Source organism: Lysobacter sp. Soil_N_51, from assembly GCF_057655755.1.
This window is the reverse complement of sequence record NZ_JBDGLR010000006.1, coordinates 88,684-110,016: the sequence shown is the minus strand read 5'-3', so window position 1 is coordinate 110,016 and position 21,333 is coordinate 88,684. Positions and strand designations below refer to the sequence as shown.

At 66.9% G+C, this 21,333-nt stretch carries 17 protein-coding genes and 1 riboswitch; of the genes, 5 read left to right on the top strand and 12 right to left on the bottom strand.

From position 1 onward, the window contains the following. Positions 1–40: 40 nt before the first annotated feature. Both AC3A4T_RS12465 and AC3A4T_RS12460 read right to left on the bottom strand, forming a co-directional pair. Positions 41–676 (bottom strand): LysE family translocator, encoded by a 636-nt coding sequence (locus AC3A4T_RS12465; protein ID WP_487675679.1) that lies wholly within the window; start codon positions 674–676, stop codon positions 41–43. Positions 677–892: 216 nt separating this feature from the next. Then, entirely contained in the window at positions 893–1,903 is a 1,011-nt protein-coding gene (locus AC3A4T_RS12460) for a class I fructose-bisphosphate aldolase (RefSeq protein WP_056107388.1), read from the bottom strand. Between the two features lie 421 nt (positions 1,904–2,324). On the opposite strand from AC3A4T_RS12460, the gene AC3A4T_RS12455 reads away from it, so the two are divergent. Continuing rightward, positions 2,325–3,686 (top strand): hypothetical protein, encoded by a 1,362-nt coding sequence (locus tag AC3A4T_RS12455; RefSeq protein WP_487675678.1) that lies wholly within the window; start codon positions 2,325–2,327, stop codon positions 3,684–3,686. Positions 3,687–3,776: 90 nt separating this feature from the next. On the opposite strand, the gene pyk is transcribed toward AC3A4T_RS12455, so the two are convergent. Beyond that, positions 3,777–5,243: a pyruvate kinase gene (gene pyk / locus AC3A4T_RS12450; protein WP_487675677.1), complete on the bottom strand. Its 1,467-nt coding sequence runs from the start codon at positions 5,241–5,243 to the stop codon at positions 3,777–3,779. A 98-nt stretch (positions 5,244–5,341) separates the two neighbouring features. Between pyk and AC3A4T_RS12445 the strand changes: the two genes are divergently transcribed. Beyond that, positions 5,342–5,938: a GNAT family N-acetyltransferase gene (locus tag AC3A4T_RS12445; RefSeq protein WP_487675676.1), complete on the top strand. Its 597-nt coding sequence runs from the start codon at positions 5,342–5,344 to the stop codon at positions 5,936–5,938. A 193-nt stretch (positions 5,939–6,131) separates the two neighbouring features. Here AC3A4T_RS12445 and AC3A4T_RS12440 read toward each other — a convergent pair whose 3' ends face one another. From AC3A4T_RS12440 to AC3A4T_RS12410, 7 genes are all read right to left on the bottom strand, one after another. After that, positions 6,132–6,350 carry a DUF6289 family protein gene (locus AC3A4T_RS12440; RefSeq protein WP_487675675.1) on the bottom strand — a complete coding sequence of 73 codons (219 nt, stop codon included), beginning with the start codon at positions 6,348–6,350 and terminating at the stop codon, positions 6,132–6,134. A 269-nt stretch (positions 6,351–6,619) separates the two neighbouring features. Further along, positions 6,620–6,847, bottom strand: coding sequence for a DUF6289 family protein (locus AC3A4T_RS12435; RefSeq protein WP_487675674.1), 228 nt, complete (start codon positions 6,845–6,847; stop codon positions 6,620–6,622). A 260-nt stretch (positions 6,848–7,107) separates the two neighbouring features. Continuing rightward, a complete protein-coding gene (locus tag AC3A4T_RS12430; protein WP_487675673.1) occupies positions 7,108–7,338 on the bottom strand; it encodes a DUF6289 family protein in 231 nt (76 codons plus the stop codon). Positions 7,339–7,597: 259 nt separating this feature from the next. Then, the gene (locus AC3A4T_RS12425; protein WP_487675672.1) at positions 7,598–8,239 is read right to left on the bottom strand and encodes an HAD hydrolase-like protein; all 642 of its coding nucleotides are present in this window, start codon (positions 8,237–8,239) and stop codon (positions 7,598–7,600) included. Positions 8,240–8,248: 9 nt separating this feature from the next. Beyond that, positions 8,249–9,424 (bottom strand): phosphoglycerate kinase, encoded by a 1,176-nt coding sequence (locus AC3A4T_RS12420; RefSeq protein WP_487675671.1) that lies wholly within the window; start codon positions 9,422–9,424, stop codon positions 8,249–8,251. 739 nt (positions 9,425–10,163) lie between these two features. Further along, complete coding sequence (locus AC3A4T_RS12415) at positions 10,164–11,549, bottom strand: DUF3999 domain-containing protein (RefSeq protein WP_487675670.1); 1,386 nt, start codon at positions 11,547–11,549, stop codon at positions 10,164–10,166. After that, entirely contained in the window at positions 11,546–14,317 is a 2,772-nt protein-coding gene (locus AC3A4T_RS12410) for a DUF2339 domain-containing protein (RefSeq protein WP_487675669.1), read from the bottom strand. The genes AC3A4T_RS12415 and AC3A4T_RS12410 overlap by 4 nt, the downstream gene beginning before the upstream one ends. A gap of 123 nt (positions 14,318–14,440) precedes the next feature. Next, positions 14,441–14,723, top strand: a riboswitch (cobalamin riboswitch). Between the two features lie 407 nt (positions 14,724–15,130). Between AC3A4T_RS12410 and AC3A4T_RS12405 the strand changes: the two genes are divergently transcribed. After that, entirely contained in the window at positions 15,131–17,482 is a 2,352-nt protein-coding gene (locus AC3A4T_RS12405) for a ribonucleoside-diphosphate reductase subunit alpha (protein ID WP_487675950.1), read from the top strand. A gap of 33 nt (positions 17,483–17,515) precedes the next feature. On the opposite strand, the gene AC3A4T_RS12400 is transcribed toward AC3A4T_RS12405, so the two are convergent. Then, positions 17,516–17,878, bottom strand: a complete 363-nt coding sequence (locus AC3A4T_RS12400) for a four helix bundle protein (RefSeq protein WP_487675668.1) — start codon at positions 17,876–17,878, stop codon at positions 17,516–17,518. 69 nt (positions 17,879–17,947) lie between these two features. On the opposite strand from AC3A4T_RS12400, the gene AC3A4T_RS12395 reads away from it, so the two are divergent. Beyond that, positions 17,948–18,994, top strand: a complete 1,047-nt coding sequence (locus tag AC3A4T_RS12395) for a ribonucleotide-diphosphate reductase subunit beta (RefSeq protein WP_487675667.1) — start codon at positions 17,948–17,950, stop codon at positions 18,992–18,994. Positions 18,995–19,236: 242 nt separating this feature from the next. Continuing rightward, complete coding sequence (locus AC3A4T_RS12390) at positions 19,237–19,593, top strand: acyl-CoA thioesterase (RefSeq protein ID WP_487675666.1); 357 nt, start codon at positions 19,237–19,239, stop codon at positions 19,591–19,593. A gap of 235 nt (positions 19,594–19,828) precedes the next feature. Here AC3A4T_RS12390 and AC3A4T_RS12385 read toward each other — a convergent pair whose 3' ends face one another. Further along, positions 19,829–20,959 carry a COG3904 family protein gene (locus tag AC3A4T_RS12385; RefSeq protein WP_487675665.1) on the bottom strand — a complete coding sequence of 377 codons (1,131 nt, stop codon included), beginning with the start codon at positions 20,957–20,959 and terminating at the stop codon, positions 19,829–19,831. Positions 20,960–21,333 lie beyond the last annotated feature (374 nt).

Here is a 21,333-nt window from a genome sequence, read left to right as displayed (position 1 = left end):
GAACTGCGCCCAGCCTAACAGCCGCGCGCGGCGCCGCCGTTCAGCGCGACGACCACGCCAGTTTCGCGCCGAAGCCCAGCATCATCGCGCCGATCACCCCGTCGAGCGTGCGCGCCACCCGCGTGCTGCGCACCGCGCCGGCCATGCGCGAGGCGCCGATCACCAGCAGGCTCAGCCACACGGTGCCAATCGCGTAGTGCATCGCGATCATCGCGATCGACTGCATCGCCATGTCCGGGCCGGGCGCGAGGAACTGCGGCAGGAACGCCAGGTAGAAGATCGCGATCTTGGGATTGAGCGCGTTGGTCAGCACGCCCTGCGCATAACTGCGCCACAGCGATGACCGCGCCGAGGATTCGATCGCGGCGGCCGGATCGGCCTGGACGCGCGCGGCGAACGCCGACCGCAGCGCCTTGACCCCGAGCCAAGCCAGATAACCGGCGCCGAGCATCTTGATCGTCCAGAACGCGCGTTCGGAATACATCAGCAACCGCGCCACGCCGAACGCGAACAAGGCGACATGGAACAGGCCGCCGGTAAGAATGCCGGCGACCGTCGCCAGGCCGCGACGCACGCCGCCGCTGAGCGCGTTGCCGATCACCAGGAAGGTGTCCGGCCCGGGCGCGAGCGTGACCATCAACGCCGCGAACGCGAACGCCAGCCATTGGGTTTCCATCGCATGCCCCTGCGGTCAGTGAAAGCCGACGGCCCGAATGCCGCCCGGATCGCATCTTGCAGCAAAAGCCCCGGCGCGAGAACGCGCCGGATCGGGCGGAACGACCGGCGGCGGGCGGCCGTGACCGCATAACGAAAAACGCCGGCGCGAGGCCGGCGTTTCCTGTTCCATGAAGCAGACGTTTCGATGAAGCCAGCAGTTCGAACTACCCCGGACTCAGGCAGCCGGCTTCCACTCGCCCAGCGCGGCCTGGCCGTTGGCCTTGGCGCGCTCGTACACGGTCTGCTGGGCCTTGGCCAGGTTGGCGACCAGATCCTGCGACCACAGCTTCAGCGCCGCCGACTGCATGGCGCGGCCGTAGGAGAACGACAGCGGCCACGGGTTCGGGCCCATCTGGTTCATCGCGTTGAGGTGCGCGGTAGCGGCCTCGTCGGACTGACCGCCGGACAGGAACACGATGCCCGGCAGGGTCGCCGGCACGGTCGACTTCAGGCACTGCAAGGTGGCCGCGGCGACTTCCTCGACGCCGACCTGATCGGGGCAGGTGCTGCCCGGCAGGACCATCGACGCCTTCAGGATCGTGCCCTCGAGCACCACGCTGTGCTCGTACAGCGAACCGAACAGCGAACGCAGGGTGACTTCGGTGACCTCGAAGCAGGTGTCGATGTCGTGGCTGCCGTCCATGATGACTTCGGGCTCGACCATCGGCACCAAGCCCTGCTCCTGGCACAGCGCCGCGTAGCGCGCGAGCGCGTGGCTGTTGGCCTCGATGCAGGTGCCCGACGGGATGTCTTCGCTGATGTTGATGACCGCGCGCCACTTGGCGAAGCGGGCGCCGAGCTTGTAGTACTCCTCAAGGCGCGCGCGCAGGCCGTCGAGGCCCTCGGTCACCACTTCGCCCGGGAAGCCGGCCAGCGGCGCCGGGCCCTTGTCGACCTTGATGCCCGGGATGATGCCGTGCTCGGCCATGTGCTTGGCGAACGGCACGCCGGCCTTGGTCGACTGGCGCAGGGTTTCGTCGTACAGGATCGCACCGGAGATGTAGTCGCTCAGCTTCGGCGTGGTCAGCAACAGCTCGCGGTAGGCGCGGCGATTCTCTTCCGTGTTCTCGATACCGACGCCGGCGAAGCGCTTGGCGATGGTGGCGGTCGACTCGTCGATCGCGATGATGCCCTTGCCCGGGGCAACCATGGCCAGGGCGGTTTCGGCAAGCTGTTCGATGCTCATGGAGATCCTGCGGCAGCGGTGGGAAGCCCGCGATTATAGCCGCTGACGGTGAACCTTGCCCCTGAGCCCGCCCTGTCGAATCAGGCACTTGCGCTCAGTTTGGGCGGTAACCGTTTTCAGCGCGACGGCCGACACCGATGTCACGCACCCGGCCCGATCGCGCCGAATGCAGCATTGCCCCCTGTAGGAGCGGCGCAAGCCGCGACCGCGCCACCTCGCATACGACGCACTATCGAAGCCGCCGCGACGGCTGCTGTCACCGTGCATTGAGTGCCAAGCAAGAACGAAATTGTGTGGCGCGCGGACCACAGGGTCCCCATCGACACCTCACGTTGGCAATCGCTCGCGCCGAACGTCGATTGCACACGTCATCGTCAAGCCCTAGCCTTCGCATCCGCATTCACCGCAAAGGACAGCGATCATGCCGCAACACGCTCACCGGTCGACCACGAATCTCAGCCTGCACCGCCACCGCATCGTCCTGGCCGCGGCGCTGATGCTGACCGCGACCGCCTCCGCCCACGCCGCCGCGATCGACGACGAATACCAATCCGCCGTCGCCTCATGCAAGGCCGCGCCCAAGAGCGGCACGCGCTACGTCTCGGTCACCGCGGCGCTGATGCGGCCGGTGCCGCGCAGCGAGGCGGGCCTGGTCAGCCGGGTGCCGATCGCCACGGCGGTGGAAATCGAATGCGAACTCAACGGCTGGGTGCGCGGACATACCGACGGCGATTCGCCGTCGGTGGGCTGGATTCGCGCCGACCTGCTGCAGGCCAAGGCGCCGACGGCGGAATCGATCGCGTCGGGCTACGCGGCGGCCACGCCGGATCAGCGCAAGACCTGGGCCGAACGCGCGGTGGCCTTGTCGCCATATCAGGCGCGCAGCCATCAGATGCTGATCGACGCGCTGCAAGCCGCCGGCGACAGCGAAGGCGCGCGCCAGGCCGGTCTGGTCCGCGATCAGTTGCTCAACCCCAAGGCCGAGCGTCTGAGCGGCGAGCCGAAGCTGTTGTTCGCGGTGGATCGCGGCTGGGCGGTCGCGCTCGCGCGGGTCGAGGACGGCGGCCGTTACCTGGAAACCGATCTACAGGCGCAGGCGAGCTATTACCCGGTCCGGCGCGGCCTGCATTTCTATCGCCGCGGCGGCGCCGACGGCGTGGTGCAGGTGCTGGAATCGCGCGAAAGCGCGGGTGTGGGCCTGGAAGCGCAGGTGCGGCTCGCGCCGATGACCGCGCGCAGCGACGAGGTCGCCGGTCTGGCGACCAACTTCCCCGCGACCGCGCAAGCCGCGCGCGCCGATGCCGCGGTGTCGGCAAGCGCGCGCAAGGCCATCGAGAGCGAACTGCGCACGGCCCTGCAGCGCGAGAAGATCGATCGCGGCCAGATCGACAAGGCGCTCAAGGCGCGTCCTGGCGCCGAGCAACGCGGCGGCGTGCAGATCCATGCCTTCGATGCCGGCAAGCTCGGCACCGTGCATGTCGCAAGTCTGGTCTGGGACTTGCCGCCCAAGAGCGAAAACGCCGTTGAAACGAGCGTCGATGCGGTGCTGATCCTGGAATCCGACGGCAAGGGCGGCTACAAGACCGCCGGCCGGCTGGTCCAGGTGACCGGCGGCGATATCGTGGAAACGCATCGTTACTTCGACCGCCTGGACCTCGACGGCGACGGCGAGCCGGAATTGATTTTCCAGTTGGGCCAGTACGAAGGCGTGGAATACCAGATCTGGACGCGCAAGTCGGGCCAGTGGAAGCCGGTATTCAAGGGCGGCTACGTCGGGGCGTGATCGCCCCGCTGTATCGAGACCACGAAGGCTCGCGCCGGGCATGGGAGGTCGACGACCTCCCATGCAGCGAGCGGACGCGATGCCGCCGGTTTACAACTCGCCCAGACCCTCGGCGCTGCCGCCCTCGCCCACCTGCAGCAGACGCAGGGTATTGGTCGCGCCGTGCTGCTCCATGGTGTCGCCGCTGGTGAAGATCACCCGCTCGCCCTGGGCCAGCTTGCCGCAATCGAACAACTGCTTGACCACGTTGCGCGCGGCGTCGCGCGAGGCTTGGCCGCGGCTGTCGAAATCGATCGGGTAGACGTCGCGCATCATCGCCATGCGCCGGCGCGCGCCGTCGTGGCGCGAGAACGCATAGATCGGCGCGTTGGAACGGAACCGCGACAGGAACCGCGCGGTGCCGCCGGATTCGGTCATCGCGACGATCGCGCGCACGCCGATGTGTTCGGACAGGAACATCGCCGCCATCGCGATCGCCTGGTCGGCGCGTTCGAGGTTGCGCGGCGCGGCTTCGAAATCGGTGTCGTGGTTGAACTGGCGCTCGGCGCCCAGGCAGATACGCGCCATCGCCTCGACCGCCTTGATCGGATAGCGGCCGGCGGCCGATTCCTGCGACAGCATCACCGCGTCGGTGCCGTCGATCACCGCGTTGGCGACGTCGAGCACTTCGGCGCGGGTCGGGATCGGGTTGTCGACCATCGACTGCATCATCTGCGTGGCGGTGATCACCACCCGGTTGCGCAGCAGCGATTCGCGGATGATCTTCTTCTGCAGGCCAGGCAATTCGGCGTCGCCGATCTCCACGCCCAGATCGCCGCGCGCGACCATGACCACGTCGCTGGCCTCGACGATCTCGGCCAGATTCTCGATCGCCTCGGCGCGCTCGATCTTCGACACCAGCGCGGCATCGCTGCCGGCGGCGCGGGCGATCCGGCGCGCTTCGTTCATGTCCTCGGCGTTGCGGCAGAACGACACCGCGATGAAGTCGGCGTTCAATTCGGCCGCGACCAGGATCAGCTCCTTGTCGCGCTCGGTCAGCGCGCCCAGCGACAGGCCGCCGCCGAGTTTGTTGAGCCCCTTGCGATCGGACAAGGTGCCGTCGTTGAGCACGGTGGTGATGATGCGTTCGCCGTCGATCGCGCCGACCCGCAACTGCAGCAGGCCGTCGTCGAGCAGCAGCACGTCGCCGGGGTTGACGTCGCCGGGCAGGCCGAGGTAGCTCACGCCGACTTCGCGCAGATTGCCCGGCGGCGGATTTTCCGCGGCGATCAGGTCGAAGCGGTCGCCGGCCTTGAGCAATACCTTGCCCTCGGCGAAGCGTTCGATGCGGATCTTCGGACCGGGCAGGTCGGCGAGGATGCCGACCTCGACTCCGACCCGCAGCGCGGCTTCGCGCACCGCGTTGGCGCGCGCGATCTGCGAGGACGGATCGCCGTGCGAGAAATTGAGGCGGACCACATCGACGCCAGCCGTGAGCAAGGCATCGAGCACGCCCGGCGGATCGGTGGCCGGGCCGAGGGTGGCAAGGATCTTGGTGCGTCGTGGGGTGATGGACATGGCAGACTCTCTGGACTGTCGGCCAAGCTAGCACAGCTTGTGTGCGCTTCGAACCGCGCCGGCCGAGCACACGCCCCAATACGTCGCCCGAGACTCATATGACCCTGTCCCCCACCAGTGAAGCGATCGCGGCCAAGCTCGCCGCGCTTGAGGATTTCCCGCTGCTGCAAGGCCCGCGCGTACGCCTGCGCGGGCCGCGCGACGACGATGCGCCGGCGCTGTTCGCCCTGTTCGGCGACGCGCAGGTGACGCATTACTGGAGCCGTCCGCCGATGCGCGAGGTGACCGAGGCGCAGGCGCTGATCGCCGACATCCACAAGTCGATGCAGGAACGCCGGTTGATCAATTGGGTCATCGCCGACGGCGACGACACGCTGATCGGCAGTTGCACCCTGTTCGCCTTCAGCGCCGCCCATCGCCGCGCCGAACTCGGTTATGCGCTGCATCCGTCCCAGTGGGGTCGCGGGATCGCGCGCGAAGCCGCCACGCTGGCGCTGAACTGGGCCTTCGATCACCTCGGCCTGCATCGTTGCGATGCGGGCATCGATCCGGACAACCAGGCTTCGCGCGCGCTGCTGCATCGCCTGGGGTTCGTGACCGAAGGCCGGCAGCGGGAAAGTTTCTTCGTCGGCGACCGGGTCACCGACAGCGAGTTGCTGGGGTTGCTCGCAAGCGATTGGCGTAGCGCGCGGTAAGGCGGGCCGCGGTCGCGCATCGGGATATGCGCGAAATAACACAGTGACGCCGTAGTCGCAGGTTCGCGGTCGCTGCGTTGTGGCGTTCGCTGCCTGCAGGAGCGGCGCAAGCCGCGGCCGCGACACCGCAACAACGGCGCGACCGGCTCGCCGCATCGAACCCGCGGACTCGATGCGGCGAGATCGAATCAGATCAATCGCAAATCCAGGTGCGCTTTTCGAACACTTGCGTCTGTTCGCCCCACGACAGGTATTGCCCGCCGCAGTTCGCGGTGGCGCCGCCGACCACTTCGCCGGCCGAATCGAAATAGGTGATCGAATATCCCTGCCACGGCGGCGCGGCGCTGGCGCTGCCGATCGTCGCGGCGGCGGCGAGTACCGCGGTCAAGCTTGCGATGGCGATATAACGCATGGCATGTCTCTCCTGTAAGCGAAGGAATACAGCCGAAGAATTCGTCGATGATCGCGCTGGCCGGCATCGGTGCGGCAACGACGGCACACGCATTAAAACGAAAAGCTCCGGAGCGAACGGAGCTTTTCGAACGGCGCGCAGCAGGCGAAATCATCGCATCGGACGCGATGCGAACAGCGCCGGGCCGATCACCGTCGCCAGTGCGCGCCGCGCTTGGCTCGCGGCCTCGTCGCGGCCGCGGGCGAAGACGGCAAGACCGAGCGGCCGGATCAGCTCTCGGACTGACAGCCCTGCACGAAGCGCTTGTTAGTGTTGCTGTGGGTGGTGTCGCCCCAACGGCCGTCGGCCGCGCCGCAGCCCCCGGTCCACTTGCCGATCTGCGCGCCTTCAGCGTTGTAGTAGTACCAAGTGCCCTGCCAGTTGGCCATGGCGCTGAACGACATGCCACCGGCCAAGGCTACGGCCAATACGGCGGAAAACAATCCGATACGACGCATGCGATATCTCTCCCGAGTGTGCGGCACCCATTCGCCGCTCGCGCACCGTATCCCAGACTTGTCATGCGCAGGCATGAAATGCGCGTTAAGCACTGTCACGACTTTGTGTATTCGTGATTGAGTTGGCTTTTGGCTTTTTTGGACTGGACGATTCCGCAGCCTGATCGCGCGGCGGCCATGCTATCGGCGAGTGCGCCGACCAGGACGGCAACGGCCGCCGGACGCGATGCGCCGGCGACCGTGCCCGGGGTTGCGGCCGATTACAGGCAGACGGTCGGCGAATCGGTATAGCGGTCGGTGCGCACGCCCCATTGCGAGAAATGCACGTTGTCGCAGTCGTTGACCCAGCGACCGACCAGATGCCCCTGATCGTCGAAGAAATCGCGCTGATACCCCGGCGCCAGCGGCGGATAGCTGGGAACCGACACCGCGCTGGTCGACGCGAGCGCGATCATCAGGCCCAACAGGCTGATCTTTAACAGACGGCTCATGCATGACTCCATGTGTGAACGCGGCCTCCTTGGCCGCGTGCGGGACACTAGCGCAGCCCGCGCGCGCCCCGGACGCCAGACGGCCAGGGAAACCCGAGTCCGTGACGAAGATCGCGAATCAGGCTCCGCGGCGCCTCATCTGCGCGCGTAACCAAGCTTCGCGGCAGGACGGCGGCGAATACGACGAAGGGCGCCCGAGAGCGCCCTTCGTCTCGACACCCCGGCGTCTCGACACCCCGGCTTCCAGCCACGGAAGCCTTCAAGCCGCGAGCAACACCGGCAACTGCGACGGCGCCGCGGCGAGCCGGTGCGCGCCGGCTTCGCGCAATTCGTCTTCGCTGCCGAAGCCCCACAACACGCCGATATTGCCCATGCCGTGCTGGACCGCGCCTTCGATGTCCATGCGCCGGTCGCCGATCATCAGGCACTGCGCCGCATCCAACTGCAAACGCCGCATCGCCTCTTCGATCAGGTCGACCTTGTGGGTCAAGCGACCGTCGTCGGTCGAGCCGATCACGTCCTCGAAGCGATCGCCGAACGGCAGATGGGCGAGGATCTTGCGCGCGTTGTTTTCGTTCTTCGCGGTCACCACCGCCAACCGGTGGCCGGCGGCGTGGACCGCGTCGAGCATCTGCGCCACGCCGTCGTAGACGTGGTGCTCGGTCCAGCCTTCGCGGCTGTAGCGTTCCAGGTAGAACGCCACCGCCTGTTCGATCTTCGCCTCATCGCCGAGCAGCGGCTGAAAACTGGTGCGCAGCGCCGGACCGATCCAGCCGCGCAGCGCGTCGGCGTCCGGCACCGGATGATCCAGCCGCTCCAGCGCATAGGCGATGGAACGGGTGATGCCGACGGAGGAATCGATCAGGGTGCCGTCGAGATCGAACAACAGCGTGGTCTTCACCGTCACGGCTCAGCCCGCGCGCTGCTTGAGCGCGGCCACGGCCGGCAGTTCCTTGCCCTCGAGGAATTCGAGGAAGGCGCCACCGCCGGTGGAGATGTAGCTGACCTCATCGGCGATGTCGTACTTGTCGACCGCGGCCAGGGTGTCGCCGCCGCCGGCGATCGAGAACGCCTTGGACGCGGCGATCGCGCGCGCCAGCGTTTCGGTGCCCTTGCCGAACGCATCGAATTCGAACACGCCGACCGGGCCGTTCCAGACCACGGTGCCCGCGCTCTTGATCAGCTCGGCGTAACGCGCGGCGGTGTCCGGACCGATGTCGAGGATCATGTCGTCGGCGCCGACCGCATCGACCGCCTTGACCGTGGCCGGCGCATCCGCGGCGAACGCCGGCGCGACCACCACGTCGGTCGGCACCGGAATATCCGCGCCGCGCGCCTTGGCGTCGGCCATGATCTTTTTCGCGGTGTCGATCAGATCGGTTTCGACCAACGACTTGCCCACGCTGTGGCCCATCGCGGCGATGAAGGTGTTGGCGATGCCACCGCCGACGATCAGCTGATCGACCTTGCTGACCAGCGACGCCAGCAGTTCCAGCTTGGTCGAGACCTTGGAACCCGCGACGATCGCGAGCAACGGCCGCGCCGGGTTATCCAGCGCCTTGGCCAGCGCGTCGAGTTCGGCCATCAGCAGCGGGCCGCCCGCGGCGACCTTGGCCTGACGGATCACGCCGTGGGTGGACGCCTGCGCGCGGTGCGCGGTGCCGAACGCGTCCATGACGAACACGTCGCACAACGCGGCGTACTGCTTCGACAGCGCCTCATCGTCCTTGCCCTCGCCGACGTTCATGCGGCAATTCTCCAGCAGCACCAGCTGACCAGGCTGCACTTCGACGCCGTCGACCCAATCCTTGACCAGCGGCACCTCGATGCCGAGCAATTCGGACAGGCGCCTGGCGACCGGCGCCAGCGAATCGGCCTCGCTCCACTGGCCTTCCTTCGGCCGGCCGAGGTGCGAGGTGACCATGACCGCGGCGCCCTTCTCCAGCGCGAGCTTGAGGGTCGGCAACGCGGCGGTGATGCGCTGCTCGGAGGTGATGCGGCCGTCGTCGATGGGGACGTTGAGATCTTCGCGGATCAGCACGCGTTTGCCGGCGAGATCGAGATCGGTCATGCGGACGATGGACACGGGGACTCCTGGGGCTTGGGGATGGGAGCGGCGCGGGTCCGGGTGGCGGACCGGCGGGTCGGGGTGGGTATTGTCGCGGCGTGGGAGGTTGAAATAAACCTCGGGGCTGAATGGCGGTCCCGTCCAACACAACTGGGTTGGCATTCGGGTGCGCAGGTCGGGGATGTACTGAGCTGGCGGGCTATCCGCGTGCTCTTGCCTTTGCCTTTGATCTTGAGCTTTGACTTGGCTTTGGGCCCGGCGCGGCCTGTCACTCGCTATGCAATAGCAGGCCCGAAGGGCGACGCGCAAGATGCACGCCTGCCTTCGGGTGTGCGTTTGCTAACGCGAGTGCGTGGCTTCGCAGCGCTGGATGAACTGCGCGGCTTCAAGCAAAAAGCTGCATGGCCTACCTGTAGGAGCGAGGCAAGTCGCGACCGCGGGAATGCAACTACGACGCAGGTTACGACGTCGGTGTAATGGCGCGGTCGCGGCTCGCGCCGCTCCTACAGGGGTGCTGCAAACCATGCGCCAAGGCCGAGTGAACGCCGTGCTCAAAACAAACGGGCGAAGGTACCTCGCGACCAGAAATAAAGCGTCGAGGCTGAAACTCCACAGGAGACATCGCAGCTTCACGCTGAGCAAGAACACACAACTTGTTCGGAAGAAGCGCGAAGATGATTCCTCGCCAGCAAAAGAAAACGGCGCATGCGGATGCGCCGTTTGCTTCATTCCAGACGAAATCCTCGCCACCAACCCATCAATCCGCCGGCGGCTTGCTCGTACGCAACACAGTGAACGCAAACCCCGCCACCAACAACGCACCGACCACCAGCACCGCCCACAGCACCCACGAATGCCAATTGCGCTTGGGCTCGGGCGCCGCCAAGGCCGCATCGCCGGCCAGCACCGCGCTCGCGCCGAGGCTCGCGTCGGACGGTTGCCAGTCCTGGCCGCGGCTCTTGCGCAAGGCATCGATCAAATGCGCCAGCGGCGACTCCGCGCGCGCGGCGCGGCCGCTGCCCGCGACCAAGGCGTACGGCGGCGCGCCCTGGGCGAGGAACACCACGACTTCGGGCCGGTAGCCCAGACGCAACACCGGTTCGCCCGGCACCGCGCCGTTCGCGCGCAAACGCCACAGTCGGTCGCGGGTGGTGTCGCTCAGTTGACGCGCGGCGGAACGGTCGCCCTTGCCCTGCCCGCCGACCTGATACGCCATCCACGGCCCGGCCTGCGGGCGCCAGCCCTGCTCGGCGTCGTCGCGGCTGTCCAGGCGCCATTCCAGCGCGTGATTGCCGGGCAAGGCCACGTCGGCCTGCTGGATCGGGAAGCGGCCGTCGAGCTGGTATTCGAACGCGACGCTGCCGTCGCGCTGTTCGATGCGCTTGCCTTTCAACTCGCGCCATTGCAGCGGCGCACTGGCCGCGGTCGTAGCCAGTTCCGCGCTGACCTCACTGATCTGCGCGGCCGACTTCGGGTCCTGCGGGGTCAGGCGCAGATAACGCGCTTGTTCTCCCATCGAGTCGAACACGATCCGCCGCTGCACCAGACGCTGGCCGCCGCGTTGCAGATCGACCAGGCGGCCGCTGCTGGCGAAGGTGCGCCATTGATCGAGGTTGTCGCTGCCTTCGACCGTGTACGCCGCGTCCAGCGCGGCGCCGGGCGCCCACTCCAGTTCCAGCGCGAGGATCGGCGCACGCAGCTTGCTGGCGTCGAGCAACAGCGAGGTTTGCGGCAGCTTGCTGGTGTCGCTGCCGGTGCTGCGCGCTTCGACCCGGCGCAGGCGGCCGTCGGTTTCGATCTCGCTGACCAGTTCCCAACCTTGCGTGCTCGAACCCGACGGCGACGCCGGCAGCGCGAACCACGGCAGCTGCACGCGTTGCGGCGCGCGCGCCAACGGCTGTTCGGGGGTGAACACCGCCGTCGGCACCGGCACGCCGCTGCCGTCGAGCACGTCGATATCGCGCAACTGCGCGTTGTGCGTTTGCCGGTACACGCTGTCGTCGAGCACCACCCGATACGCGCCGGCATCGTCGCGGCCCAGGCTCAACGGCCATTGCCGGGCGTAGTCCTCGCGCGCGCCGGCCAGCGCCAGCAGCGGCACGGCGACTGCGATCAACACACCGTTGCGGACACAGCGCTTCATGCCTGGACCTCTCGTGAATCGTCTTCGCCATCCGGGCGAGCGGCGGAATCGTCGGGCTTGCTCGGCGGCGCCGGCGCGAAGTAACCGACCAACATGCACAACAGGCCGTAGGCGATGAACGAAGCGATGCCGAGCAGATTGCCCAGGTGACCGCGATCGATCCACACCAGCTTGACCAACACCACCGCCATCAGCACCGCGCCGGCCATCCACAGGATGCGCTGGCCGCGGCGCGAACCGGCGATCCAGCCGGCCACGCCGAGCACGCTCCAGACCACGGTCAGGCTGGTCTGCACCAGGCTGGTCGAGAACATCGACGCATCCCACGCCACCCCTCCCCAGAAGTGCGCGGTGCGCAACACCTCGACGGTGATCAGCACGAAGCCGGCCAACGCCAGCAACGGCACGCGGCGCGCGCGCACCGCCGGGTCGATCATCGGCGATGCCAACCACGCACCGACCAGCACCAGCGTCGCCAGTTGCAGCAGGCTCAGCGGATTGAGCACCGGCAGCCACATCACCGGATGCGGATTGGCCGGCGTGGTCAAGGCCAGCGCGATCACCGCGATCAGGGCGGCGACGAACAACGTCATCGCGACCGAGCGCCATTGCGCGAAGCGCGCGGCCAGCGGCTGTGCGATCAGGTTCGGACGCCACAAGGTCAGCGCGGCCATGATCACTATCGGCAGCAGCAGCGCCGAGGCGGTCCAGCCCGAACCGAAGTTGGCCACGCCGTCGTCCACCGACATCCGCAGCAGGCGGAACAGGCTCAGGCCGAGCACCAGCGCCCACGACCACAACCAGCCCAGATGCGCGACCGCGAGCTCGCCGCCGGCGCGTTCGCGCAGGTTGAGCAGGCTGCGCGCGCCGAACAGCGCGTACAACGCCCAGGCCAGCCAGCCCAGCGCCGCGAACGGCTGCTGATGTTGGTCGATCTGGATGAACAGCAGCGGCAGACCGCTGAGCATCGCCAACGTGCTGGTCGCCGACAGCGCGCGCCAATCATGGCGACGGAACACTTCCGACGCGATCCAGCCGGTGAACGCGGTCAGCATCAGCACCGCATCGGCGCTGTTGCGGTCGGCGACGAAGTCGGCGATCTCGCTGCCGGTCGCCGCCAGCCACCAGGCCATGCTCCACAGGTAGAACAGCGCGGCCGGGGTGCGGTCGGCGCTGCGCCGGTAGCTCCAGGCGCTGGCGAAACCGGCCAGCGAGATCAGCAGCGCGCCGGCGAAGTCGGCGTTGAGCAGCGGCGTGTCGCCGTCCCAGACCGAATCGCTGGCGCCGATGATGAAGGCGAGCGCCGCGGCCACTTGCAAGCCCATGCCGGTCATCTGCGGCAACCAGCGCTGCTGGCGCAGGCCCAGCCAGATCAGCGCCGCGCCTTCCAATGCAAACACGCAGGCGGTCGCTTCGGCGGCCAGCGCAAGCGGCACCGCCAACGTCGCGAACCCCACCGCCAACAACGCATACGGCGTCGCCAGCGCGACGAAGCGTTGATCGCGACGCAGCCACCACGCCAGCGCGGCGTAGATCGCGCCCAGGCCGAGCGCGCAGAACGCCAGCGGCATGCGGTCGCCTTCGAGCAGCCCGGCCTGCAGGGTGAACGCGATCAGCGGCGTGCCGAACAACAGACAGCCGTCGATCAGATCCTTGCGTCCGGCCGCGCGGCGGCGCGCGTACAGCACCGGAATCAGCAGGTAGAACGCGAAGAACAGCAGCAGGAACGGCTCGGTGGTGGAGAAATGTTCCGGCCGGTACTTGAGCACGCCCCACAGGCTGCCGATGCCCCAGGTGAAGACGAAGCCGAGCAGATTGAGGATGCGCCACGCGCGCCACCAGGCGATCGCGAAGATGCCGGCGTTGAGCACGGCGTAGTAGCCGAACAAGGCGACGTGATTGCCCGAGCCGGTCGACAGCCAGATCGGCGCGAGGAAACCGGCGAGTATCGCGAACACCGCCAAAGCCAGCGCGTTCTGTTTCACCGCCAGCACCCCGGCGCCGGCGACCAGCACCACGCTGATCGCGAACGCCGCGCCGGCCGGGATCATGCCGTACAGCTTGAACGCGGCGAACACCACCAGCAGCAACACGCCGATCGCGCCGCCCTGCAGGCTCAGGCCGAAAATGCGCTTGCGTTCGCGCTGGCGCCAGCCGAACACCAGCCCGGCCATCGCCGCGATCGCGATGCCGGCCAGACGGAACTCCATCGGCACCCGCATCCAGCCCTGATCGCTGGCGTACTTGAGCAACGCCGCGACGCCGGCCAGCAACACCAGCATGCCGACCTTGACCGGCACGTTGCCCTCGGTGAACCAGCGCCGCACCCAGCGCACGCCGAGGGTGAACACGTCGGGTTCGACCGGCGTGGCCGGCCGACGCGGCGGGATCGGGCGCGGCGGCGGCGGAGCCGTCGGGGGCGCGGCTGTCGGGGGCGTGGGCGGCAACGGCGGCGGCGACGACGCGGTCGCGGCGGCCAGCGGCGCTTCGGGCGCCACGCGCGCGGGCGGCGGGACGGCGGCCTCGGGGACGGTCGCCTGCGGTCGCGGCGGCGGCGCTTCGCGCGCCATGCGCTCGGCCAGGGTCTCGTCATCGAGGCTGCGCGCGACCGGGGCCGGACGGGCCGACGGGGCCGGCGCGGCCTGGTTGAGTCGGCGTTCGAGTTCGCTCACCCGCGATTTGAGTCCGGACACCTGGACCAGCGCGACGATGAGCAGAACCGGGACCAGCAGCAAACCCAGTCCCAACAACACAAGCAGTGCTTCCATCACAGTTCCCCAGTCCTTATGGCGGGCAGGTTACACCGATGCGCGGTGGAGGGAAGCATCGCCTTCACTCCTTATATACACGATTCTCCCACCACATATCGCGTTGACGAAATCGCGCAACCACACTATGTTGTGCTCGTCGGTGCCGATCGCGAGGTCGGCTGAAAAGGGAAGCCGGTAGGAATCGCGCTCACGCGCGCTTCGAAGCCGGCGCTGCCCCGCAGCGGTATGGGAAACGAACGGGTCATGGCACTGGGCGGTACGCCTGGGAAGCGATCCTGGTAGGAGGAACGGGACACGGGCAAAGAAAAGTGAGATACGGGTCACCCCTCGTCGCTCACTTCTCTTTGCCCGTTTCTCGCTCCGGGTCCCGAGCCCGAAGACCTGCCGACAGCCGCGCGTCGCACACCGCGCGGTCCCGGCCCTAAGGAGTCTTCGGAGGAAGACGGCCGGTGTCGCGGCACGACGGTCCACCGTCGCGCCCGTCCGTTCCGGCGCGATGCGCGGAGCGGCCGTCCCGGACCTCGCGTCTCGGGCCGCGCGACACCCAGCCAGCAAGCTCCGAGATTCCCGCCCGCGGGGGCACGGCCGTGCCATCGGTGACGCCGCGCGCGCGGTTCGTCGTCGGTGGTGCGTCGGCGTCTCCGCACCGTGCATCCACGCCCCGGAGTAACGCTCATGACCACGCTCGCAACCGATCCGTCCGCCGCCCCCGTCGCGGACATCCCCGCCGCCCCCGCCAAACCCGTTGCCCGCGATGCGCACGACGCCGCGCCCGGTTTCGCCCTGACCCCGCCCGCCGCCAACCTGACCATGAGCGTGACCAAGCGCAACGGTCGTCGCGAACCGGTCGACCTCAACAAGATCGTGCGCGCGGTGACCCGCAGCGGCGAGAACCTGTATTCGATCGACCCGATGCGCGTGGCGACCCGCACCATCTCCGGCCTGTACGACGGCGCGACCACCCAGGAACTCGACGAACTGTCGATCCGCACCGCCGCCCTGCTGACCGCCGAAGAACCCGAATACGGCCGTCTCGCCGCGCGCCTGCTCGCCGGCGTGATCGAGAAGGAAGTCGCCGGCATCGAGATCCACGCGTTCTCGCAGTCGATCCAGCGCGGCCACGAACTGGGCCTGATCAACGAGCGCCTGGTGACCTTCGTCCAGGCCAACGCACGCAAGCTCAACGACGCGATCGACCGCAGCCTCGACGCCAAGTTCGATTACTTCGGCCTGCGCACCCTGTACGACCGCTACCTGCTGCGCCATCCCACCGCGCGCACCGTCATCGAGACACCGCAGCAGTTCTTCCTGCGCATCGCCTGCGCGCTGAGCGAAGACGTCAGCGACGCGCTCGCGCTGTACCGCCGCATGGCCCAGCTCGACTACATCCCGTCCTCGCCGACCCTGTTCAACGCCGGCACCACCCACGAACAGCTGTCGAGCTGCTTCCTGCTCGATTCGCCCGACGATTCGCTGGAAAGCATCTACAAGCGCTACATGGACGTGGCCAAGCTCAGCAAGTTCAGCGGCGGCATCGGCTTGAGCTATACGCGCATCCGTTCGCGCGGCTCGCTGATCCGTTCGACCAATGGCTTGAGCAACGGCATCGTGCCGTGGCTGAAGACCCTCGACGCCTCCGTCGCGGCGGTCAACCAGGGCGGCAAGCGCAAGGGCGCGGCCTGCGTGTACCTGGAGCCGTGGCACGCCGACGTCGAAGAATTCCTGGAACTGCGCGACAACACCGGCGACGAAGCGCGCCGCACCCACAACCTCAACCTGGCCAACTGGATTCCGGACGAATTCATGCGCCGGGTCGAGGCCGATGCCGACTGGTCGCTGTTCGACCCGTCCAAGGTGCCGCAGCTGACCGACCTGTGGGGCGAAGCCTTCGACCGCGCCTACCACGCCGCCGAAGCCGCCGGCCTGGCCGCCAAGAAGGTCAAGGCGCGCGACATCTACGGCCGGATGATGCGCACCCTGGCGCAGACCGGCAACGGCTGGATGAACTTCAAGGACAAGTCCAACCGCGCGTCCAACCAGACCCTGCGCGACGGCAACGTCATCCATCTGTCGAACCTGTGCACCGAGATCCTGGAAGTCACTTCGCAGGACGAAACCGCGGTGTGCAACCTGGGTTCGATCAACCTCTCGCATCACGTCGAGATGTATGACGACGGCAAGGGCGCGTTCGATTTCGACAAGCTCGCCGAGACCGTGCGCCTTGCGGTGCGTCAGCTCGATCGCGTCATCGATCTGAACTTCTACCCGATCGAAACCGCGCGCCGCGCCAATCTGAAATGGCGTCCGGTCGGCCTGGGTTCGATGGGCCTGCAGGATGTGTTCTTCAAACTGCGCCTGCCGTTCGACTCGGAACCTGCGCGCAAGCTGGCGATGGAAATCGCCGAAGCCATCTATTTCCACGCCCTGTCGGCGTCGAACGAACTGGCGATGGAACACGGCAAGCACCCGTCGTTCGACGACACCCGCGCCAGCGTCGGCGAACTGCAGTTCGAAGCCTGGGGCGTGACCCCGTCGCAGCCCGAGCGCTGGGACGAACTGCGCAAGCGCATCGCCGAACACGGCCTGCGCAATTCGCTGCTGATCGCGATCGCGCCGACCGCGACCATCGCCTCCATCGCCGGTTGCTACGAGTGCATCGAGCCGCAGGTGTCGAACCTGTTCAAGCGCGAGACGCTGTCGGGCGACTTCCTGGTGGTCAACAAGTACCTGGTCGAAGAACTCAAGAAGCTCGGCATGTGGACCGCCGAGATGCGCGACCGGATCAAGATGGCCGAAGGTTCGATCCAGTCGGTGACCGAAGTGCCCGAGGCCTTGCGTCAGGTCTACCGCACCGCGTGGGAGCTGCCGATGCGTTCGCTGATCGACATGGCCGCCGAGCGCGGTGCGTATATCGACCAGAGCCAGTCGCTCAACTTGTTCATCGAAAGCCCGAACATCGGCCAGCTCAGCTCGATGTACATGTACGCCTGGAAGAAGGGCCTGAAGACGACGTACTACCTGCGTTCGCGTCCGGCCACCAAGATCGCCAAGACCACGGTCAGCGCGCCGGTGGCGGCGCCCGCGCCGATCCAGGAATTCACGCCGAGCGAGGCGATCGCCTGCTCGCTGGAAAACCCCGAGTCCTGCGAAGCCTGTCAGTGAGGTAGGAGTGAGTTGAGAGGAGTGAGGAGTGAGTCAGGGCGGCTTGCCGGTTCTTGAGGCTCTTCGCAGGACGGTAAGCATCCGGCTGATCTCGTCGATGAGAGATTTTATTTCGACGAGATTGGCCGGAAACAACCAGCCCACTCGCTCGCAGATCAGCAGTTGGGTGTGAAGCTCCGACAGCGAACCGTGTGCGATCGCCAGGAACTGCGCCTTCTCCTTCTTCGACTCCCGTGTCCAGCCCTCCGCGATGTTGCTAGGCACCGACACCGCAGATCGCGTCAGCTGCAACCGAATTCCATATCGCTCCATCGCGGGGAGTTGCGTCGAAACGACGCAAACCCGTTCCGCCAGCCTCATGGACTTGCCCCAAATCGTAGTTACCTGGTAGTGCACCGGCTCCTCCCTCATAACCGAGGTTGACGCATCCGCCGCATACCTAAAATCGGAAAACCCCTTATGTCCATGTCAGCGACTTCCCCACTCACTCCTCACTCTTCTGCACTCGATACCAAGCTTCTGGACCCAGGCTTCGACCTCACCTTGCGGCCGATGCGCTACCCGCACTTCTACGAGATGTACCGCGACGCGATCCGCAACACCTGGACCGTCGAGGAAGTGGATTTCTCCCAGGACGTCAACGACCTCAAGCACAAGTTCGGCCCGGCCGAGCGGCATCTGGTCGAGCGCCTGGTCGCGTTCTTCGCCACCGGCGACAGCATCGTGTCGAACAATCTGGTGCTGAACCTGTATCAGCACATCAACGCGCCCGAAGCGCGCATGTACCTGTCGCGGCAGCTGTACGAAGAAGCGCTGCACGTGCAGTTCTACCTGACCCTGCTCGACACCTACCTGCCCGATCCGAACGAGCGCGCCAAGGCCTTCGACGCGGTCGAGAACATCGCCTCGATCCGGGCCAAGGCCGAGTTCTGCTTCCGCTGGATGGATTCGATCCAGGGTCTGCAGCGCATCGAGACGCGCGAGCAGCGCCGCCAGTTCCTGCTCAACCTGATCTGCTTCGCCGGCTGCATCGAAGGCCTGTTCTTCTTCGCCGCGTTCGCCTACGTGTACTACCTGCGTTCGCGCGGCCTGCTCAACGGCCTGGCCTCGGGCACCAACTGGGTGTTCCGCGACGAAAGCTGCCACATGGCGTTCGCGTTCGAAGTGATCCGCACCACGCGCGAGGAAGAGCCCGACCTGTTCGACGCCGACCTGCGCGCGCAGGTGGTGAAGATGTTCGAGGACGCGGTGGATTGCGAATACCAGTTCGCCCAGGACGTGCTGTCGGGCGGCGTGGTCGGCCTGTCGTTGAAGGACATGCGCCAGTACCTGGAATACTGCGCCGACCAGCGCATGGCCCAGCTCGGCATGCCGAAGCATTTCGGCTCGACCAACCCGTTCGCGTTCATGGACCTGCAGGACGTGCAGGAAGTGACCAACTTCTTCGAACGCCGGGTCTCGGCGTATCAGGTCGGCGTGCAGGGCGAAGTGGCGTTTGACGAAGCGTTTTAAAGTCAAAAATTAGTTGAGAAGAGTGAGGAGTGAGTAAAAACAAGGGCGTCTACTTGCTCCTCGTTCTATTTCGTCGGCTTTCGCCTTTCCCCACTCACTCCTCACTTCTCTGCACTCACTCCTAGCCTGAGTAGAGGCGAAAAAGCGCTCTCCTCGCCCTCGCCTCGTCCGCCCGATTCTCGCCGCCCCCACTCACTCCTCACTCCTCTAAACTCACTCCTAGCCTTATGCCCGAAGCCCGCATGACCGAGATCGTGTTCCCCGATCACACCAACCATCTGGGCACGCTGTTCGGCGGACAGGCGCTGGCGTGGATGGACAAGGCCGCCTTCATCGCCGCCACGCGCTACGCGCGCACGGTCGTGGTCACCGCGCGCTCGGAACAGATCGATTTCCACACCGCGGTGCCGAAGGGCGCGCTGGTCGAACTGGTCGCGCGGGTGATCGAAACCGGCCGCACCTCGATGCAGGTCGAGGTCGAGATGCACAAGGAAGACTTGCTCACCGGCGATTCCCAACTCGCCACGCGCGGCCGTTTCACCATGATCGCGCTCGGCATCGACGGCAAGCCCACGCCGGTGCCGCCGCTGGCGCGATGAGCGACGGGGTTCGGCTCGGCGTCGCGCCGGCGCCCTCGCGTCCGGGCTGAAGCCCTTCCCTCGGAAGAGTCCGGCCCGTCATCGCAAGCGCGATGGCTCCACCGCAACGCGGGCAACGGGTCTGTTGTGAGGGAGTTCGGCCCGACGCTTTTCGTCGCGATCGCGAAAAACATCACCTCCGGCACCAGCCAGCGGCCGCCGCCGGATGCGCATCAGCCCGGTGATCAGGCCGGTTCTACTCGACCTGCCTGGGCGCCGACTTCTTCGCCGCGCCCTTCGCGCCATCGCCAGCAGCCTTGGCCTCGTCGCTCACCGCCTCTTCCTCGAACGGCAGCAGGTTGGGCAGATCGCGCGCATACAGATCGGCCGGACTGTCGGACGGGCAGGCCTTGTCCGGGAAACCGTATTCGCCCTGCAGCGCCTTGGCGCATTCGGGCATGGATTCGAAATTCTTGCCGGTGGCCATGCACTGGGCGTCGAAGGCGCGGCGGAAGGCTTCGCGGCGGCGGACGAAATCGTCGCCGCATTTGCGGGTCAACCGAATCCGGTCGAGATCGTCCTGGGCCGCGTTGGTGCCGTCCAGGCCGAACAGCTTGAGCTCGTCCGGCGTGAGGATGCGCAGGTCGCGATTGGCCACGGTCATCATCAGGTCCGACACGCTGGTGGCCACGCCGTTGCGCTCGAGGTAATCGCGCACCTGCTGGTTGATCGAACGCAGTTCGCGGCTGAGTTCGGCGCGCGAGGTCGCGGTGGAGCGGTCGCGCATCAATCGATGGATACCGACCTTGCCTTCGACCGAGCGGGTATCGCCGGCCGCCAGCACCAGCACGCAGGCGCTATGGCAGACCGAACTGTCGCGCACCCAGATCGCCCAGCCCGATTCGGCGATCGAATCGCCGGCGCGGATCGCTTCCTCGACGTGGCCGCCGCTGGAATCGATGTCGAGAATGCGGGTCTGGATCTCCATGCGCGTGGCCATCGCCGCGACCCGCTGCACCAGCGCGGTGAAGCCCGCGCCGATCTTGCCCTGATAGCGCAATCGCACCACGCCGCGCGCCTGGCACGGCGACAGCGCGTCGACCAGGCTGAAGAAATCCAGCGAGGTCAAACGCTCGCCTTCGCCGAAACTGGGGTAGTCGTATTCGCAGCTGATCCGGGCGACGCCGCCGTCGAGTTTGGCCGGCGGCCAGTAGGTGCCGCGCAGGATTTCGGCCTCGCTCGGCGGCGCCGGCGCGACCTTCGGGGTCTCGTTCTGGCTGCCGAGCGTCATCGGCTCGGCCGCGCCCGGCGGCGGCACGGCGTCCTTGCCGCAGGCGGTCAGCCCGAGCACGCATAGCAGCCACAGCAACGTCCATCTGAAAAGCATGTTCCACCCATGGGAGTCGGGATCACGCGGGACCGTCCTGGCCCGCGCCACGCATCTTGCGCCAATGCAAACGTTAGCGGCAGCCATCGCCAAGCTCAACGACGGCGTGCGCGCAACCAGGCGACAGACGGCCTTCATCATCGGCGGCCGCGCATGAACGCCAGCCGCAGAAAACCGGCCGATTCGCGCGTTCTCGCGCAGGGGCCATGACGCGCAAACCCGCGGCGGCCTGCGCGACTGCGGCGACCCCGCGAACCGCATCCCACGATCGCGCCGCGCCGAGTGATTCAACCGGTCCCGTTGACTTCACCGGTCCCGCTGCGTACCTTGGCGCCGTTACGGTGAACATCGCTTCATAAAGATAAAGCGATGGG

Coding starts and splice junctions, on each gene's coding strand:
- AC3A4T_RS12435 (WP_487675674.1), bottom strand. CDS start 6,847: ATGCGTCGTATCGGATTGTTTTCCGCCGTATTGGCCGTAGCCTTGGCC.
- AC3A4T_RS12455 (WP_487675678.1), top strand. CDS start 2,325: ATGCCGCAACACGCTCACCGGTCGACCACGAATCTCAGCCTGCACCGC.
- AC3A4T_RS12385 (WP_487675665.1), bottom strand. CDS start 20,959: ATGCTTTTCAGATGGACGTTGCTGTGGCTGCTATGCGTGCTCGGGCTG.
- AC3A4T_RS12430 (WP_487675673.1), bottom strand. CDS start 7,338: ATGAGCCGTCTGTTAAAGATCAGCCTGTTGGGCCTGATGATCGCGCTC.
- AC3A4T_RS12410 (WP_487675669.1), bottom strand. CDS start 14,317: ATGGAAGCACTGCTTGTGTTGTTGGGACTGGGTTTGCTGCTGGTCCCG.
- AC3A4T_RS12440 (WP_487675675.1), bottom strand. CDS start 6,350: ATGCGTTATATCGCCATCGCAAGCTTGACCGCGGTACTCGCCGCCGCC.
- AC3A4T_RS12465 (WP_487675679.1), bottom strand. CDS start 676: ATGGAAACCCAATGGCTGGCGTTCGCGTTCGCGGCGTTGATGGTCACG.
- AC3A4T_RS12395 (WP_487675667.1), top strand. CDS start 17,948: ATGTCAGCGACTTCCCCACTCACTCCTCACTCTTCTGCACTCGATACC.
- pyk (WP_487675677.1), bottom strand. CDS start 5,243: ATGTCCATCACCCCACGACGCACCAAGATCCTTGCCACCCTCGGCCCG.
- AC3A4T_RS12405 (WP_487675950.1), top strand. CDS start 15,131: ATGAGCGTGACCAAGCGCAACGGTCGTCGCGAACCGGTCGACCTCAAC.
- AC3A4T_RS12415 (WP_487675670.1), bottom strand. CDS start 11,549: ATGAAGCGCTGTGTCCGCAACGGTGTGTTGATCGCAGTCGCCGTGCCG.
- AC3A4T_RS12445 (WP_487675676.1), top strand. CDS start 5,342: ATGACCCTGTCCCCCACCAGTGAAGCGATCGCGGCCAAGCTCGCCGCG.
- AC3A4T_RS12460 (WP_056107388.1), bottom strand. CDS start 1,903: ATGAGCATCGAACAGCTTGCCGAAACCGCCCTGGCCATGGTTGCCCCG.
- AC3A4T_RS12390 (WP_487675666.1), top strand. CDS start 19,237: ATGACCGAGATCGTGTTCCCCGATCACACCAACCATCTGGGCACGCTG.